Genomic DNA, 17,115 nt, shown 5'->3' with positions numbered 1-17,115 from the left:
AAATATAACCATAAAGTATTACAGTCATCACAATTCAGAGCTCATTCAAACGGTTTAGGTACAACTAAATTTATATAAATATTCATATGGATAGACATGAAATTTAGGATAAGATAGAAAATAAAATAAATAAAGACGTATAAAAAAAGCATGATAATAATCATGCTTTTAGAATACGAATTCAAATAATAAAATTTTTATCCTTTAAAATACTTTCATACTCCTTATTTAAGGTGGTTTTTATCAAATCAAACGTCATCACTTGATGATAATTCTCTAGTCTAATGCATATTTCATGCATCCTGTTTAATCCTGCATAACTTGATATACCTTTAATTGCATGAATAGTATCTTGAATTTTTTCATACTCAGCAGAATTGAGTTCATTTTCAATGCTTTCTTTTATCATCGTTTTAAAAAATAAAGCGTCCGATGTTTGGTTTCTAGTGCATGTTCCATTTTCAAACTCTTTAACATTAAATTCCTGAAGTCTCTGATTCATAGTTCTTAATCCATTTATTGATATCTATCGGGTTCATTAATGGTGATAAATAATTGCCCTGTTGATATTTTAATCCTTGTTCAATCAAACTATTTTTAATTTCATTATTATCGACATCATAAATAATAAGGTCATTATCATTTATAGATAAACTGTTACGTATATGTAGTACATCAGAGTTAGGTACATTCTGTTCTATCGTTACGCCTGATAGGGACATTTTCTTAAATGTATCTGAAATATAATTTTTATCACATTGTTTACAAAAATTTATCGCGATTCCAATGCCAATATTTTTTAACTTATTCGTATTATCGATTAATTTAACGTCATCTTTGATCTTATCGTGACAATCAATAACAAAAACTATCTTATTAAAAGGAATTCGTTCTTTTTTACTGGAAATAGATTCGATAAATTCATCATCACAAATGATCTTCAATGGGATTTTTAAATTTACTTTAAAATTTTCACCCATATCATGAAAATAAGCATACACTTCATCAAAGAGCATCAACACTGATAACCTCATGAAGTTTAATAGCTTTTTCATATCATCAATTTTAGGCATAAAGACATTCTTAGACACTGAACTGTCTTCTTTATTCTTCCATTGAATAAAGGCTTCGGCACCAATCATAACCTTATCTTTTGTATTGATTTGAGGTTGATAAAACAATTCAACTAAAGCAGTTTGTCTTTCTTCATTAAGATCATTATCTTCAGATTTTCGTTGATGGAAAATAAAGCTCTCAACTGATTTTATAATGTCTTCGGATGATATTGGCTTTTTGTATGAATTAATAATATTCACACCGCTTACTTCAGCCAGATTCATGATTTTTTCAAGTATGCTCATTTTCACAGACGATACGATCACAATAGGGATTCTATGGTTATTCGTAGAGAGTATGTTAATTAAATCAAATCCATTTCCATCAGGCATGATTATATCGGTAATAATTCCGTTAATTATTACGTTACTTTTAAGTATTTTCTCTACATCGTGGCTATTATTTGCTTCTATAATATTTACGTCATCATTAAATTTCTTTCTTATTATGTAAGAAATTACTTTTCTTGAGAATTCAATATCATCGACTATTAAAATATTATTTTTCATATTCTTTTCTTCTAAAGCCCACAAGGAAATACAATGCTTCTCTTGAACTATTAATGTCAAATTTTGTTAACTCAGAAATCTTCTGGTTTTTTCCGTTATAAATTTCATTATATTTAACTTTGGATTTAAGTTTAACAAATAACTTATGTATATTTTTCTCAAATGATGCCATATATAATTTAGATTCAAGATTAGGAATATCTAAAAATTTATTCAACACATTCCCAATGATAAACTTTAATGTAGTAAGTGTTGAAGCATGAAATGAGATCACAAACGGATTGCTTCCAGAGTATGACTCTATATTAGATAGATCAATACTGTTACTTACCAGATCTTTAATGAAATCAGGTTCAATATCAAGAGTAATAGAATGAGCAATTATTCTTTTTTTATACTTACAAATAATAATTTCCGCATTAAATTTTTCTATCATCATTTGGATAACGTGCTCTTCTCTATCTAATTTAAATGAATCAAATAATCTACTGATATATACATCACCATCTTTGATTAATTCAATTTCACCAATAAAATTGATTGCCTCATCAATGTTCGTACGATTGAGGCAATAAGAATAAAACTCATTAACTGAGTCCGTGTAATAGTCAGTAATGACATAATCTTCACCCTCTATTTGTGGTAAATCTATATCAAGTTCTATTATCTCATCAATTGGATCAACCCCAAGTAATCGATATATCTCAATTTGTTTCCTGAATGGTGGGATAGTGATCCCTCTCTCCCATCGACTAAAAGTCACATTGTCTAATTTTTTCAAATTGGATGAATTATTACTCAATAAATCGACCATAAACTCTTGAGTAATTCCGCTTTTCATTCTGTATTTTTTTAAAATTTGCTCAAATAAATTCTTCATAAAAATGAACTAATCCTCTACCTAGCTTAAGGGTAATATTTTATTTTTTTAACACCCATAGCATTTAAAATATGGATATAAATAAAAGTGCCTAGACTAAAATGATTCTATAGAACTTTATGGGAAATTAAAATGACATTATTAATATAATTAACTGTTATATATAAGCATTTACTTAATAAGGTTGTAATTTATTACTTACAATATAAATTAATTATATAAAAATATTTCTAAATTAGATTTAACTAAAAGTTAAATCATTAAAATAAACTTTCAAATAAACTAAAAAATCAATAGGACAAATCCCAAAAAATATACATAAATCGTCTCTATTTTAAGAATTCAACTTATTATTTTAAGTTTTTCTGTGTCACAAAAAAATAGGCCGTATTCGGTATTACTACCAAATACGGCCCATTTAAATCATAATATAGTGAATTCAATTACCGTAACGTACTAACCATTCTTTTTCTAGCGCCACTTGCCAGCTTGGGTGTGGCTCAGCTAATGATTTAAATAACGTCGTATTTTTTGCTGACCCCATTAAATACTGAGATTCTAATACTGATGGATCTCCCCAAATACTTAAATCACCTTTACGAGATTGTGCTTTAGGGCTTAGTAAAAAGTTAATCGCCACTTGTGCTCCCTCTTTTGCGGATGCATTCCATGGTATTGCTAGGAAATGAATATTAGACAATGCCCCCGCTTCCATTGCATAAGCTTCCGTCGTTTCCACTAATTTACCATTAGCTTGAGCTGAAAAGACTTCATTTGGATTGAATGTGATCGCGAGATCTATCTGCCCATCATCAAGCAGTTGAATTGACTGTGCGCTGCCTGATGGAAATTGCTTTCCTTTACGCCATGCCGTTTGATGTAATTCATCAAGATATGCCCATAGCGGTTTTGTTACCTCGGCAAAATTAGCATTTTCCACTGGTTTCATTAATTGAGGATTATTATTGGTCAATTCAATTAGCAGTGCTTTTAAAAAGCTCGTGCCATGAAATTCAGGAGGTTTAGGATAAGTAATTCGATTAGGAAATGCCTTACTGTAACTTAATAACTCAGAAAAAGACTGTGGCGGGTTATTTAATGTCGCTTTATCATGAATAAAAACTAATTGACCAACACCCCATGGCGCTTCTAATCCTAATGTTGGCTCAGAAAAATCACTGTCTATTGGCAACGATTTATCTACGTATTTCCAACTTGGTAAACGATCAACAAATGGACCAAAAAGCAATTGACTGTTTTTCATAGATTTAAAGTTTTCACCATTAATCCATACCATATCAACACTGCCACCTTCATTTTTACCTACGGTTTTTTCGGCAATAAGACGAGACGTACTTTCTGCAATATCAGCAACTTTAACGTGTTTTAGTGTCACTCCGTAGTCACGTTGCAACTCTTTATCTGCCCAACGAAGGTAGTTATTTATTTCTTGGCTTCCTCCCCAAGCATGAAAGTATACCGTTTGTCCTTTGGCTTTTTGTTCTACTTCTTTCCATGTATCTGTCGCATTCACACCAAAAGAAAAGATTAAGCTATTGAGCAATAACAACCACTTTTTCATCCGTTTTTCCTTTATCCATTAATTGTATTTTTATTATGTTGGTCCCGATTATAGTGTATAAATGATGAACATTCAGACGTTTATCGTTATATTTATTTCACATTATAAAAGAAAAATAAACGGCACTAAGGACGCATCATGCACAATAAAGATCTCAATTTACTTAAGCTGCTTATCATTCTAAATGAAGAAAGACAAACTATATTGGCGGCAAAGCGAATGAATTTAAGCCAACCAACCATCAGCATTATGCTCAAGAAATTACGGGACCAATTTGATGACCCCTTATTTATTCGTGATAAAAACAACCTAATACCCACGGTAAAATGCGCTCATATACTATCAACCCTACCTGATATTTTGACGCAGATTGATGTCTTATATCGTGATAATACAGAGTGGGATATCTCTCAGCTCGACGGCGAGTTGCACCTCTTACTCTCTCCACCACTCGTATCAACATTAGGCACTCAATTAGTTAAGCAATTAACGTTATTGGCTCCTGATCTTACAGTTCAATGCTCTCATTGGAGTATAAATACCCCAAAAAAACTTGAGATCAACTCTCACCAGCACTTTGGTATTACTTATTTACCGATGGAGACCAACAAAACATTAATGGAGCAAGAAGTTGGCGGTGATACCTTTGCCTTTGTGGTTCGTCACGATCACCCAATGACAGAAGCTACCATTGAAAACCTTATTCCTTATCCTATCTCGATTTGTATTATCCCTGGAGTGACCGGCCCCTCTAAAGCGGAGCAGTTGATTCGTCATTTTAAATTGAAGAAGAAAATTAATTTAAGAACCAGCGATGTTGCTTTAATGACCAACTTAATGAAAGAAAGCGAGTATGTCGGCATCATGCCACGATCTCTTCAAAACTCGATCGGTGATGATTTTCGTTTCTTAGCGATTCCTCACGAATTTGTGCCGGAAGATTATCAACGTAAAATTGCTTTTTTCTGTCACCAAAAAAATAGAAAGCAACCCCTTACGGAATGGCTAATAAAAGAAACCAAGCGAATATTAAATACTCTTTAATCCGTTGTTTTAGAAACATATCCCATCTCTATTAAAAATACCTATAGAGAGTATAGACACAATTTTTAACCAAAAAACGTAAGCTGCTTCTATCATTCGAAGGAGTCGTTTATGTTTAAAAAACAAATTACATCAACCATTGTTGCTACCGTTTTAATGAGTTCCCTCAGTATTCATGCTCAAGAATTAACATCCCCCCCACCGACTCCCTCAGTGCAAATCCAACACGATCAAGCAATCACATGGCTTGCTCAAGAAAGCTATTTATTGGCTACAAATGCGTATTTATGGGGCTCAACCCTCGTACGTATGGAACAAATTTCCCGTCAATATACTGATATGTCTCAACCTCAAAATGACACCAGTTACCGAGCTCCTTTAAATCATTTTGGTCATGCTCGTCGCCTTCCAACCGATCAAGATACAGACATGCCAACAGCAAATCGCGACACCTTATATTCAAGTGCCATTGTTGACGTGTCAGATGAACCAATGATCTTATCAACTCCTACGGTAAAAGATCGCTACTTTGTCATCGATATGTTTGATATGTGGCACAACTTATTTAAATATGTGGGTACACGAGCAACGGGAGAATCGGCCAAAGAAGTCATGATAGTGCCACCCAATTGGCAGGGTGAAGCCCCTAAAGGTATGACGGTAATAAAAGCGCCCACAACAAAAGTCTGGTTATGGGGTCGCACCCAAGTATTTGGTGAAAAAGACTATCCTGCTGTTCATGCAATACAAGACCAATATACGTTGACACCACTAAGTAAATACTTATCGCATGATACAAGTACCTTCATTTCGCCTGCATTGTCTCCTAGAGTAGGAAAAGCCGACGACCCACTTCGTTTTTATGAAGAGCTTGGTGCTGGCTTAAAAGCTAATCCGCTCCCTGAACGTCAGCAAGCCTTATTAGGCCAATTCAAAAAAATTGGTTTAACTAACGATGGGTTTGACCGCTCAAGACTGACGCCAGCAATGAAAGTTCAACTTGAAAAAGCCGTTAAAGATGGCCAACAAATAGTCGCCGCTCAAAGCTCAAACCCCGTCACCCTAAAAATGAAAGATGGTTGGTATTACTCTTTTGTTCTTGACCAATTCGGCGACGATAATGCACTTCGTTCGTTGATATCACACCCGTATTTAGGCGGGCAAGGCGCGAAAGAAGCCATGTATCCAATTACCTACACGGATTCAAAAGGCAAATTGTTATCTGGTGACACTCAATACACCATGCATTTTGCCACTGCGCCTCCAGTAGATTCATTTTGGTCTGTCACCGTGTACGACGCAAAAACTAAAATGTTAATCGGTAACCAAATACATCGTTTTAATATTAATGATCAAACGCCGATTCAGAAAAACAAAGACGGCTCTTTTGACTTAATGTTGTCTCATAAAAAACCCAGTAACAGTAAAGACATTGCAAATTGGCTACCAACATCAAAAGGCAATTTCTATGCAATTACACGTTTATATATTCCATCACAAGACATTCTCGATATGACGTGGACAGTGCCACCTATCAATCCAATGAAATAGAGTTAACGACTATCGAGTTCATTACTTTCTGCCTTAACCGCTTTCTATTTACAGGTACTTTGACATGAAAACAAAAACCATCGCAAAAACAGCACTAGCCCTCGCGGTTACGTCCTTTGGCGCTCATGCGGCTCAAACCCAACCTAACATCATTACCATAATGGTAGATGATGTTAGCCCTATGGACATTTCAGCTTATCACCGTGGTTTAGGGGCCATTGAAACCCCTAATATAGACCGAATTGCCAAGCGTGGCATGATGGTCAGTGATTATTACGCACAAGGCAGTTCAACCGCAGGTCGAAGCGCGTTTATTACGGGGCAATACCCATTCAGAACGGGGTTAACGACGGTAGGTCAACCAGGCTCAAACATTGGCTTACAGAAAGAAGACCCTACGCTTGCAACAATGTTAAAAGCAAAAGGATATGACACTATTCATGTCGGAAAAAGTCACCTAGGTGATCGCAATAAATTCTTGCCTACGGTACATGGCTTTGATGAATTCTACGGGTTCTTGTATCACCTCAATGTAATGGAAATGCCAGAACAACCTAATTTCCCTAAAGATCCAAACTTTGTTGGTCGACCTCGTAATATGGTGCACAGCTTTGCAACCAATAAGTACGATAAAACAGTACAACCTCGCTGGGGTGAAATCGGAAAGCAACGTATAGAAGATAAAGGATCTCTTGGATCTGAGCGTATGAAAACCATCGATGACGAATTCGTTAAATTCTCAACAGATTGGTTAGACAAGCATGAAGCGAAAACACCAGATAAGCCGTTCTTTATGTGGTTCAACCCATCACGAATGCATCAACAAATACACGTAAAAGACGAGTATTTAGGAGCAAGTGGTCACACCGAATACTTCGATGCCTTAAAAGAGTTGGATGACCAAATTGGTGTCTTACTGAATAAGCTTGATGCCCTTGGAGAGACCGACAATACCATCATTATGTTTACTGCTGATAATGGTATTAACCTTGATCACTGGCCAATGGCGGGAAGTGCAGAGTTCCGTGGTCAAAAAGGAACAACATGGGATGGCGCGTTTAGAGTACCTATGCTGATTAGTTGGCCTGGACACATTCCTCAAGGCGAGTACACCAGCGGATTTATGACTTCTGAAGATTGGCTGCCAACCCTAATGGCGGCAGCAACGGGCGATACGACGGTGAAAAAAGACCTATTAGAAGGCGCTAAGATTGGCGATACCAATTATAAAGTGCATTTAGACGGTTATAATCAAATGGACATGTTAACCAAAAAAGGACCGAGTAAACGCCACGAGTTTTTCTTCTATAACGAGCAAGATTTAAATGCCGTTCGTGTCGATGACTGGAAAGTTCATTTAAAAACGAAAACGGAATGGACTGAACCTGCAAAAGCATGGCCGCTTGGTATTATTCTTGATATTAAAGCCGACCCATTTGAACGAAGCATAGATACCAATGGCTGGTTCTTATGGATGAAAGAGCGCTCATGGATCGTTCCAACCATACAAAAATCGATTGTTGAATATAAGCAATCTCTGAAAGCCTTCCCACCACGTCAAAAATCAGGTGGCATTGGAATGTCGGATAACTCAGTGAAATAAGCGTAGTACAACCCAAAGAGGAGCATAACCGCTCCTCTTTTCTTATCTGTCTTATTAAAGCTAAGGATTCTAATGAAATACATCACTCTTTCTTTTTTTCTTATCTCACTCACCCCCTTCTACTCAAATGCAAAAGAGACCGTCCAAAATCACGATGACGTTGATATGTCTGATCCTATGTCAGTTTACACTGGCGGCGATATTAAAGCCGGAGATAAAGGGCTTGGAGGCTCACTGCAATTCTCTGTCGGTCAACATAATTGGGCAGCAATGGGAAAAATAGAAGGAACAAATAACTTTGAAACCTATCGCGCTCGTATTTTTGTTCCCAATAAAAAAACAGGCACTGGCATTTATATTGATTCCGGTAAAGACGACCATATTGATGGCCTTAGTTCAAATTATGCGACGGTTGGTTTACTGCAAGTTATCCCTATTAATAAGAAATTAAAACTCTATGCTGGAATAACCTATGGAAAATCATGGGAATCCAATCATCTATATAAAGACACCAACCTTATTAATACCCAAATATACGCAAAATATAATATTAACGACAAATTTTTCATTCTCGCCTCACCACAGTATCAATATGGATTAAATGGAGAAGAGTTTAGAGATTTTTATGCTGAGCTTAATGTGGGGTATAAAATAGATAAAAGTAACGTGATTCTCTTTACTGGCAGTACTGATGAACAAACATGGATCACCTATAAATTTAAGATCTAAACGTAAATATACGCGGCTAATTAATCAAATAGCCGCGTATATTTATATTTCGAGCGATTTATATCTTTACTGGAATTAAAGGGAAACTCACCGTAAATGATATTTCATTCGTTTCTGTTTTATATGTCGTTTCTAGAGAGAATGAATTTATCTCGCATAAATTTTTAACAATAGACAAACCTAACCCATGTCGCTCGGTGTTAGTTCGAGAACGGTCCACCTGATAAAGAGGTTGTAATAAATGATCTATATTTTCTTGGGTTAATGCGATTCCTGAGTGATTAGAGAGACATAATACAACATTATTTTGGCTATGATCTACGCACAAAGACACAGAAATTGAACTTCCTTTTGTACTGTAAAACAATGCATTATCAAGTAAATTTTTAATGATCACTTCCATACAAAACTTATCGGCATGTACGGCCGGTAAATGAGACGGCGATGTTAATAACACCCGATCTTTAATTTCTGGATATTTAAAGGCCAATTCACTCATTACCATCTCAACAACGGGATAAGGCTGCACTGATTGCTGTGTTAACGAAAAACTCTTAGACCCACTTTGATTTAGCATCATTAACTGGTTCACAATATTTTTCATGTTATTCGAAATCGAAAGAACATCTTCCTTATAAGTGGCCGAAATCCGAATATCATCAGGAAAACGAATATTCATTTCGCTTAAGCTAATTAACTCCGCGATTGGGGTTTTTAATTCATGAGCAATGTCTGAAGACAAACGCTTTTCATTTGCAATGATTTTTGCATTTAAATCAAGGTATCGGTTCAATTCACGCCTTATCGGTGCAATTTCTTGGCTTTCTTTCGGATTATCTTTAATTTGAATTGCATTAGCATCGAGCTCTGAAATTTCTTTATTCAAAAGGGACAGTGACTCTAACTCTCTATCAACAACGTTAATAATCACCATTCTCATCCCAAATATGGTGGTGAGAAAAACAAACAAAAGAGATAAATCCGCAAACAAAAGGATATTCGTTACTTTTTGATTCGATATCGCCAACGTGAGGTGCATGGTCCCAATGTACTTAATATCGTTAGGATCCATCTCAGAGGACAACTGAGGTTGAAAACGCGCCGATATGGCTTTCCCCATACTTCCATCGGGCAACTTCAATTTAAAAATTCGACTCTCATGCGTGGGGACGTCTTTATATTTAAGATCGGCATCATTAAAAAAAGCCAAGGATTCGGATTTAGCAAACGTCTTATTATCTGACCAAATCTGAAAAAATTCGGCATCTTCTTTTCGTTCAAATTGAGGCATGAACCCTTTATGGTATTCAAATTCAATCTCATCACTTTCGACTTCGATAAGTGATTTAAAATAATTGGATTTTTCAATTAATGCTTCATCAAATTGCTTATCAACCCAAGCATCAAGAATGAAGTCCAATGATAAAAAGACCACTAATAAAATAGCACCGATGATCACGGTTAAGGCATTAACTAATCTGCTTTTTATTGAGTACATTCGTTTCTATCCAAGTAATAGCCAAAACCACGTTTATTTTTGATCGGCACTTCGCCACCAAGAAGCTTTACTTTTTTTCGTACTGACGATAAGTGAGACTCTATCGTATTTTTAGATAAAGAATCGAACGAGCCCACCACATAATTACTGATGTTTTCAGTGGTCATGACTTGGTTCTTTGATAAAAACAAACACTCTATAATTTTGTATTCATTTTTCGTTAATTCAACCAAGGTTCCTTCAAATTCAAATTCTTTCTTAGCCAGATCGAGCCGGAATCCTGCAAGGTTCACGTCATCATCACTATTTTTTACAATGCCTCTTCGCCCTACGGTTAAAATACGAGCATGAAGTTCATCAAAAGAAAAAGGTTTAACTAAATAATCATCCGCTCCAGAAAGTAGCCCTTCAACTCGATCTTCTGGTAACGATTTTGCCGATAGAATAATCACCTTTACGTCATTTCCCATCTTGCGGATGCTTTTTAACAGAGTAATACCATCTACATTAGGTAACATAAGATCAAGAATAATAAAGTCATAGTCATTCGTGATTGCCATTGATAATCCTTTTGAGCCATCTCCAGTCTCATCCATCGTAAAGCCTAAATTACTTAACCCGACAACGAGACTACGACGTAAATGTTCAGAATCTTCAATCAGCAATATATTCATGTTTTTTACCACCTTATGTATTAGTGAATTATAGTAACAAAAAAAGAGGGTTACCATTCTCATGATTCCCCTCTTTTTCTGTATTAGTGCCACATCATGGCAATTTTTGTTTTATGGTTAATTCACCATAATATCCAATGCATTGTCTTTTGCTTTCGTGGTTACGCCATACAAACCAAGCAAAGTGTGGAATAAATTATCATGCGAATATTCTCCGGTTGCCGCTTTCTCAATCACACTCGCTTTATCGATGCCTTTTTGAGTTGCATAATCGTCACTCATCCAAATATACCAAGGTACTTGAGTTTGTTCTTTTGGCGCAATCATATAAGGCGCGCCATGTAGATATAATCCATTCTCACCTAATGACTCGCCGTGGTCTGAGATATACAACAATACAACATTGTATTTATCTGAGTAGGTTTCTAGCTTTTTAATCGCTTTTGCAATGATGTAATCGGTATACACTAACGTATTATCGTATACATTCGTGATCTCTTCATCACTGCAGTTTTCTATGTCACTTCGATTACACGCAGGACTGAATACCGCCATATCTTCTGGGTATCTTTTCCAGTACGTCGGACCGTGACTGCCTATCGTGTGAAGAGCAATGAGTTGGTCACCTTCTGTTGCCGCAATGCGCTCATCAAGACCTTTAAATAAAATCTCATCGTAGCAGCTTAACCCATCACATAACTTAGGATCAGAATGATCAGTGATCATCTTTTTCTCAATGTTCTTCGCGACGACTTTATCTCCCCCATCGTTATCAATCCAGACCGATTTTACGCCTGCATGACTTAAAATATCTAACGCATTATCTTGGCTGTTTGCGCGCTCTCTGTTGTAACTTGTGCGGGGCATATTCGAAAACATACATGGAAGAGACAATGCGGTCGCGGTTCCACACGAAGATACATTTTGAAAGGCAATTAAACCAAGATCTTTTGTATAAGGATTCGTTTCTCTTTCATAGCCATTATACGTATTGTTTTGTGCACGAGCGGTCTCACCCACAATCAAAAACATTAATGTAGGCTTACCATTTTTAGCAGGAATAAGTGCCGCATCTTCACCTAATTTTTTGTACTCCATCGGAGCGGTAAAATACGTATTATTTAAATATTTGACCGTATTAAAAGCATCGGCTGGATTAATCATTTTATTAAGGTAAGAGTTATTACGACCAATCGACGCATAATCTTTAAAATAAACAACTGAGATAGATAACAGACCAATAATCGCAAGACTGACGAGTAACGCACGGTGAAACAATTCTTTTGACCATGATGCATGACGTACCACTTTCACTTTAAGCAACAATAAAGTTGGAACGACACCAAAAAGAATAAAATAAAGAACAGAAGCGCTGCTCAAATACGATGTAGCCTCACCGACATTGGTTTCAAAAATATTCTCTACCATCGCATAATCAAACATCGTGTTGTATTGCAACGCGGCATAGAACGCCATCGCAGAAGTTAAAAGAAGAAGGGTAACGATGCCTTTAAATACATAAGGAAAAGCAAATACCGAAAAAATAATAATAAAGGCACACGTCAAAATCGCAGGTGTTAAGAAAAGAAAAATAGATTGCCCTTGAGACAAAAGATAAATCTTTTCATTAATTGGATAGTTAAAAACAACCGCAAAGTAAAGTGAGACGATGGTGATTAATGACACCATATTCATCGTAATAGAATTGTTTTTAATTTTTGAAATCAAAGTAGACAAAATGAACATACCTTCAGAACCTTTAAGAGTGACATGAGTGTTTCATATCAAACTTAAGATTCGCTGAAGATAAACTTATGATTCGCTGTTTTTCATTATTAATTTAAATGAATGATAGAGATCAGCTTATTTAAACGCCATATTCATCGTAATGCCGATAAACTGATTAGAATTATCGAATTTCCCCATCATACCGCTATTATTGATTTCAGGATCACCATAATCCACATAACTGTAATAGGTATTGAAGGACGTGTCTTTTGTCCACTGATAAGTCGCACCGATGCTGTATCTGTGTTGAGTATCTACTGGTAAATCAGCACCTTGAGATTTAGGATCATCTAACGGTGACGTTGCATAACCAATACCCGACTCCAAGCGTAATTTTGGTGTTAATTGATAACGAGCACCAACAGATCCTGTCCATACATCATCAAAATTACGTTCTATTTGTTGAATGTGGTTACCGTCATTAATAGAAACGGTGGTTGATTCATTATCACTCCATTGCTCAAAACCTAAGCTCCAGACGACACTGAGTGGCTGGCTCAATTGATGCAAACCTGATATTTCAAGTTGACGAGGATTAAGAACGTTTAAGCCCGCTTGACCGGACATCGCTGGAATAGGAAGAGGGACTTTTGGGTGACTTGGTCTATGAACAATCATTGATTCAGTGCTCATTTCTCCCGTCAAATCATGGTTCATACGAGAACGATACGCGATACCCAAACGGTTATGGTTATCGATCTGATACATAACACCAAGGTTATATCCCAATGTCCAACTGTCGGTTTCAATATTACCCTGCCCATATAGCAAGCTCTCTTCAAAACTAGCGTAGTCAATTTGTAATCCACCACCAATAGATAGCTTATTATTTACTTGATAAGACACACTTGGGTTCAATTGAATCACGGATAATCTAAGATCATTTAAACTCAGAGCCCCCGCATAAGAGGTTCCATAATCCAATGCGCTGCCTCCTTGTGCGGACACGCTCATTCCTAAATGGATATCATTGTTAAGCTGATGGACGTAATACAGAGAACCATAAGGTTGAAGACCACCCGCATTATCACTGCTGTTTTGCGGATCATTCGCATCATCATAATTAATACCAAGATCCATTACTGCCGCATTCACACTCAATGCATCACCTTCAATGTAACTCATACCGGCAGGATTTGAATAAGCTACCGAGGCATTATCTGCCAATACCGCACTGCCTGCACCAGCTGTACTGACGGTCATTTTACTCATTTCTTGAATTAGTGTTCCTGCTGCATTCGCTTGAAAAGCCAATAACAAAGCCGAACTTAATAACGTTAATCGGTGCGTGGGTTTCATTCAGAACTCTCGTGTTAACAAATAAAAAAGCACACTGAACTCAATCAGTGCGCTCTTTTAAAAGACAAATAACTTACTGTTTTATTACTTGAGGGAGCGCGTATGTATTATTTAATACCGCTTGTGTTGGTTCATATAAACGCATGTGTAAATAGAAGTCATCCTTTGGTGCCGGTAACCAATTACAACTTGCGTCTGTCGGCTTATTGTTTTGAATACACACGGTTAATGAACCATCTTTGTTGTATGTCAGTTCATCTTTACGATTCGTTGATACTGAGTAGCGATCGATACTATTTGGTATCATAAAAAGATTTTTTGCGTCATACATCGTTAATGACCAAAACGCTTTTGCAGGTGCATCTGCAGGCATTGTCATGCGGTAGTTATTTTGTCCCGATAACGGGTGATCTTTTGAGTCGGTATAACGATTCGGATACAACGCACGCTCTTTGGTGTTTAACCCTGCGGCTCGAAAATTGATGCTCGCTCGACTTAGGTAATCATTCCCATATTTACCTCCTTCAAACATCATTGCCCAACCGTTATTTTTAGTTCCTAAATCACGACTCGCATATTGAATAATTTGAGGCGCAGCATTTAATGCTCGAAGTAGACCTTTTTTCTGTTCAGCCGTTAAGTTATCCGGATTAAACGGTTTATCCCCTCCGATACCAATATATTTAAACTGATCGACGATTGCAGCATCTGCAGCAATTGGGTTTGTACGTAATTCATGATCGATTAACCTGAACCATGCTAATCCTTGAGGACGAGGAACCGGAGATATACCTGTTTTTGCGTGAGTTAATTTAACCGGTTGATGTGTTTGTCCAAGTTCAGAGAGTGGGTAATTAATAAAACCATCGTGCACTTTTAATGCCGTATTTAAATCTTTACTACCAGAAACACCCGTCCGTTGAATGTACCAAACCAATGGCGTTCTTGATTCAAGAATGCCATCAATACCTGCAGGAATCCCGCCTTCTATGCCTTTCCACCCTTTATTTACAAGAAGGTATTTACCTCCTTTTTTACCCACATTATCTTCAATTAGATTGCCAACCGCTTCAGAATAATCATCAAGCAATTGAACAATAAAATAACGGTTATTTGTCGGTGGAATTTCAATCACCAATGGGCCTGTGTCATTAAGATTAATATGTGATTGTGAATAAAGCGTATCGTTATTAACTGTGGGGACGACTCTGTCTTCAGGCCCTGCAAGTCTGAGGGTTTTCCCCATCATATTTAAAGGTGCTGCCCCATTATCCATTGGTGTTTTTACATTCGTAGAAGCCGCTCTTACTTGAGCAACCGTCAATGGCCCTGCACCATAAATAAAGGCTTGCAACCCTAAATTATACGCCAACTCCTCTTGAGGGTTAATTGGCGTTAACTCATCGGCAAACACGATTGTGCTGCTCAACAAAGTGCTTGCTATTACCGTTGCTATGATCGCTTTTTTCATCGTTGGACCTCAAATAATAAAGACCAATTTAGACTACAGGCTCTTAATAAATAAGGACAATTGTAAGAATGAATAATCGCTATTAATAAATGCAATTCGACTGTCATTATATAATTCATTAAATTAATAATGCCCACTTATCATACCTAAACAACGAGGTAATACACTTGATGTCTACATCGACTATCTCCGCCACAACGCCTTACAGTTTGTTCATCAAATCTGAAAGTGCAAAATGCAATTTAGATTGCCACTATTGCTATTACCTCAAAAATGAAGACAAAAAAAAACCAGGCATGAATAACGAAACTTTAGAGAGCATGATCGTAAATCACATGGCATCTCAACCCAAAGAAACTCCCGTGATTGATTTTATTTGGCATGGTGGTGAACCAATGATGAAAGGTTTGGATTTTTATCAATCAGCGCTTCGATTACAACAGCAACAACCATCAAATACGCCAATTCAAAATACAATTCAAACCAATGGCACCTTAATTAATGATCGTTGGGCCGCCTTTTTTGCAGATAATCATTTCATGGTTGGGATCAGTATTGATGGCCCTCAACTTATTAATGATATTGCTCGAATCGATAAATCAGGTAACTCTTCGTTTGAGCGAACTTTACGTGGTATGCGCCATTTAAAAGATCATAATGTAAAGTTCAATACTCTCACCGTGATTAACAACAAAAGTTATCAATATGGAAAAACCATTTATCGATTTTTGAAAGATAATGGCAGCACCTACCTTCAATTCCAACCTTGTATTGATCATGAGATGGATCGCCGATTTGATTACGATTGGACCTTATCAGGTAAACAATGGGGACAGTTTCTGTGTGATATCTTTGATGAGTGGGCAGCCAACGACATAGGTAAAACCTATGTTCAATTCTTTGAAAACTGCTTAATGATTTTAATGGGACAACAAAGCCAGATGTGTCACCACGCCGATACTTGTGGCCAGCAATTGATGATGGAATCTAATGGGGAAGTGTTCAGTTGTGATCACTACGGATACGACGAATACAAAATTGGCAATATTCACCATGATAATGCGTCGCTATCCAAAATGGTTAACTCACCACAGCAAATACAATTTGGGCAAAATAAACACGATTCTTTGAGCCAAAAATGTCTACGTTGTGATTTTAAGCCATTATGTAACGGCGGCTGCCCAAAAAATCGAGTCAGTAAAACCAACAACGGTGAAGATCATAACGTTTTATGTGAGGGCTATGAGGTTTTCTTTAAGCATGCATTGCCTGTCATGCTTAAAATGGTAGACGCCATGAAGCAAGGGTATTCTCCTCTTCATTACCCAATGTTTTAACGGCTTATTATTTATCAAAAAACTCCCATCACCC

The 17,115-nt window shown here is 36.7% G+C and carries 14 protein-coding genes; 5 read left to right on the top strand and 9 right to left on the bottom strand.

Annotation, left to right across the window (positions count from 1 at the left end; translation table 11 throughout):
* Window positions 1-181: 181 nt before the first annotated feature.
* The 4 genes from AACV33_RS14735 to AACV33_RS14720 form a co-directional block, all read right to left on the bottom strand.
* Window positions 182-502 (bottom strand): Hpt domain-containing protein, encoded by a 321-nt coding sequence (locus AACV33_RS14735; RefSeq protein ID WP_017023329.1) that lies wholly within the window; start codon window positions 500-502, stop codon window positions 182-184.
* Window positions 477-1,625 (bottom strand): EAL domain-containing response regulator, encoded by a 1,149-nt coding sequence (locus tag AACV33_RS14730; protein ID WP_017023330.1) that lies wholly within the window; start codon window positions 1,623-1,625, stop codon window positions 477-479. The genes AACV33_RS14735 and AACV33_RS14730 overlap by 26 nt, the downstream gene beginning before the upstream one ends.
* A complete protein-coding gene (locus AACV33_RS14725) occupies window positions 1,615-2,505 on the bottom strand; it encodes a helix-turn-helix transcriptional regulator (RefSeq protein ID WP_017023331.1) in 891 nt (296 codons plus the stop codon). The genes AACV33_RS14730 and AACV33_RS14725 overlap by 11 nt, the downstream gene beginning before the upstream one ends.
* Before the next feature lie 439 nt (window positions 2,506-2,944).
* The gene (locus AACV33_RS14720; RefSeq protein ID WP_017023332.1) at window positions 2,945-4,087 is read right to left on the bottom strand and encodes an ABC transporter substrate-binding protein; all 1,143 of its coding nucleotides are present in this window, start codon (window positions 4,085-4,087) and stop codon (window positions 2,945-2,947) included.
* Window positions 4,088-4,225: 138 nt separating this feature from the next.
* Here AACV33_RS14720 and AACV33_RS14715 point away from each other — a divergent pair, with 138 nt between their 5' ends.
* The 4 genes from AACV33_RS14715 to AACV33_RS14700 all read left to right on the top strand — a co-directional run bounded on the left by AACV33_RS14715 (window position 4,226) and on the right by AACV33_RS14700 (window position 9,014).
* Window positions 4,226-5,131 carry a LysR family transcriptional regulator gene (locus AACV33_RS14715; protein WP_017023333.1) on the top strand — a complete coding sequence of 302 codons (906 nt, stop codon included), beginning with the start codon at window positions 4,226-4,228 and terminating at the stop codon, window positions 5,129-5,131.
* A 111-nt stretch (window positions 5,132-5,242) separates the two neighbouring features.
* Window positions 5,243-6,682 (top strand): DUF1254 domain-containing protein, encoded by a 1,440-nt coding sequence (locus AACV33_RS14710; RefSeq protein WP_017023334.1) that lies wholly within the window; start codon window positions 5,243-5,245, stop codon window positions 6,680-6,682.
* 64 nt (window positions 6,683-6,746) lie between these two features.
* Window positions 6,747-8,285, top strand: a complete 1,539-nt coding sequence (locus AACV33_RS14705; protein ID WP_017023335.1) for a sulfatase-like hydrolase/transferase — start codon at window positions 6,747-6,749, stop codon at window positions 8,283-8,285.
* A 72-nt stretch (window positions 8,286-8,357) separates the two neighbouring features.
* Window positions 8,358-9,014: a hypothetical protein gene (locus tag AACV33_RS14700; protein WP_017023336.1), complete on the top strand. Its 657-nt coding sequence runs from the start codon at window positions 8,358-8,360 to the stop codon at window positions 9,012-9,014.
* Between the two features lie 58 nt (window positions 9,015-9,072).
* On the opposite strand, the gene AACV33_RS14695 is transcribed toward AACV33_RS14700, so the two are convergent.
* The 5 genes from AACV33_RS14695 to AACV33_RS14675 all read right to left on the bottom strand — a co-directional run bounded on the left by AACV33_RS14695 (window position 9,073) and on the right by AACV33_RS14675 (window position 15,744).
* The gene (locus tag AACV33_RS14695; protein ID WP_017023337.1) at window positions 9,073-10,512 is read right to left on the bottom strand and encodes a sensor histidine kinase; all 1,440 of its coding nucleotides are present in this window, start codon (window positions 10,510-10,512) and stop codon (window positions 9,073-9,075) included.
* Entirely contained in the window at window positions 10,500-11,186 is a 687-nt protein-coding gene (locus AACV33_RS14690) for a response regulator transcription factor (RefSeq protein ID WP_017023338.1), read from the bottom strand. Before AACV33_RS14690 ends, AACV33_RS14695 begins: the two co-directional genes overlap by 13 nt.
* 117 nt (window positions 11,187-11,303) lie before the next feature.
* On the bottom strand, window positions 11,304-12,932 hold the full coding sequence (locus AACV33_RS14685; RefSeq protein ID WP_017023339.1) for a phosphoethanolamine transferase: 1,629 nt from the start codon (window positions 12,930-12,932) through the stop codon (window positions 11,304-11,306).
* A gap of 117 nt (window positions 12,933-13,049) precedes the next feature.
* Window positions 13,050-14,273, bottom strand: coding sequence for an OmpP1/FadL family transporter (locus tag AACV33_RS14680; RefSeq protein WP_017023340.1), 1,224 nt, complete (start codon window positions 14,271-14,273; stop codon window positions 13,050-13,052).
* A 73-nt stretch (window positions 14,274-14,346) separates the two neighbouring features.
* Window positions 14,347-15,744, bottom strand: coding sequence for a DUF1254 domain-containing protein (locus AACV33_RS14675; protein WP_017023341.1), 1,398 nt, complete (start codon window positions 15,742-15,744; stop codon window positions 14,347-14,349).
* Between the two features lie 170 nt (window positions 15,745-15,914).
* Between AACV33_RS14675 and AACV33_RS14670 the strand changes: the two genes are divergently transcribed.
* A complete protein-coding gene (locus AACV33_RS14670; protein ID WP_017023342.1) occupies window positions 15,915-17,081 on the top strand; it encodes an anaerobic sulfatase maturase in 1,167 nt (388 codons plus the stop codon).
* The last annotated feature ends 34 nt before the right edge of the window (window positions 17,082-17,115 follow it).

Origin of the sequence: Aliivibrio sp. SR45-2, from assembly GCF_963890165.1 — a bacterium.
Classification (GTDB): Bacteria; Pseudomonadota; Gammaproteobacteria; order Enterobacterales; family Vibrionaceae; genus Aliivibrio; species Aliivibrio salmonicida.
This window is presented reverse-complemented; position numbering and strand designations above follow the sequence as displayed.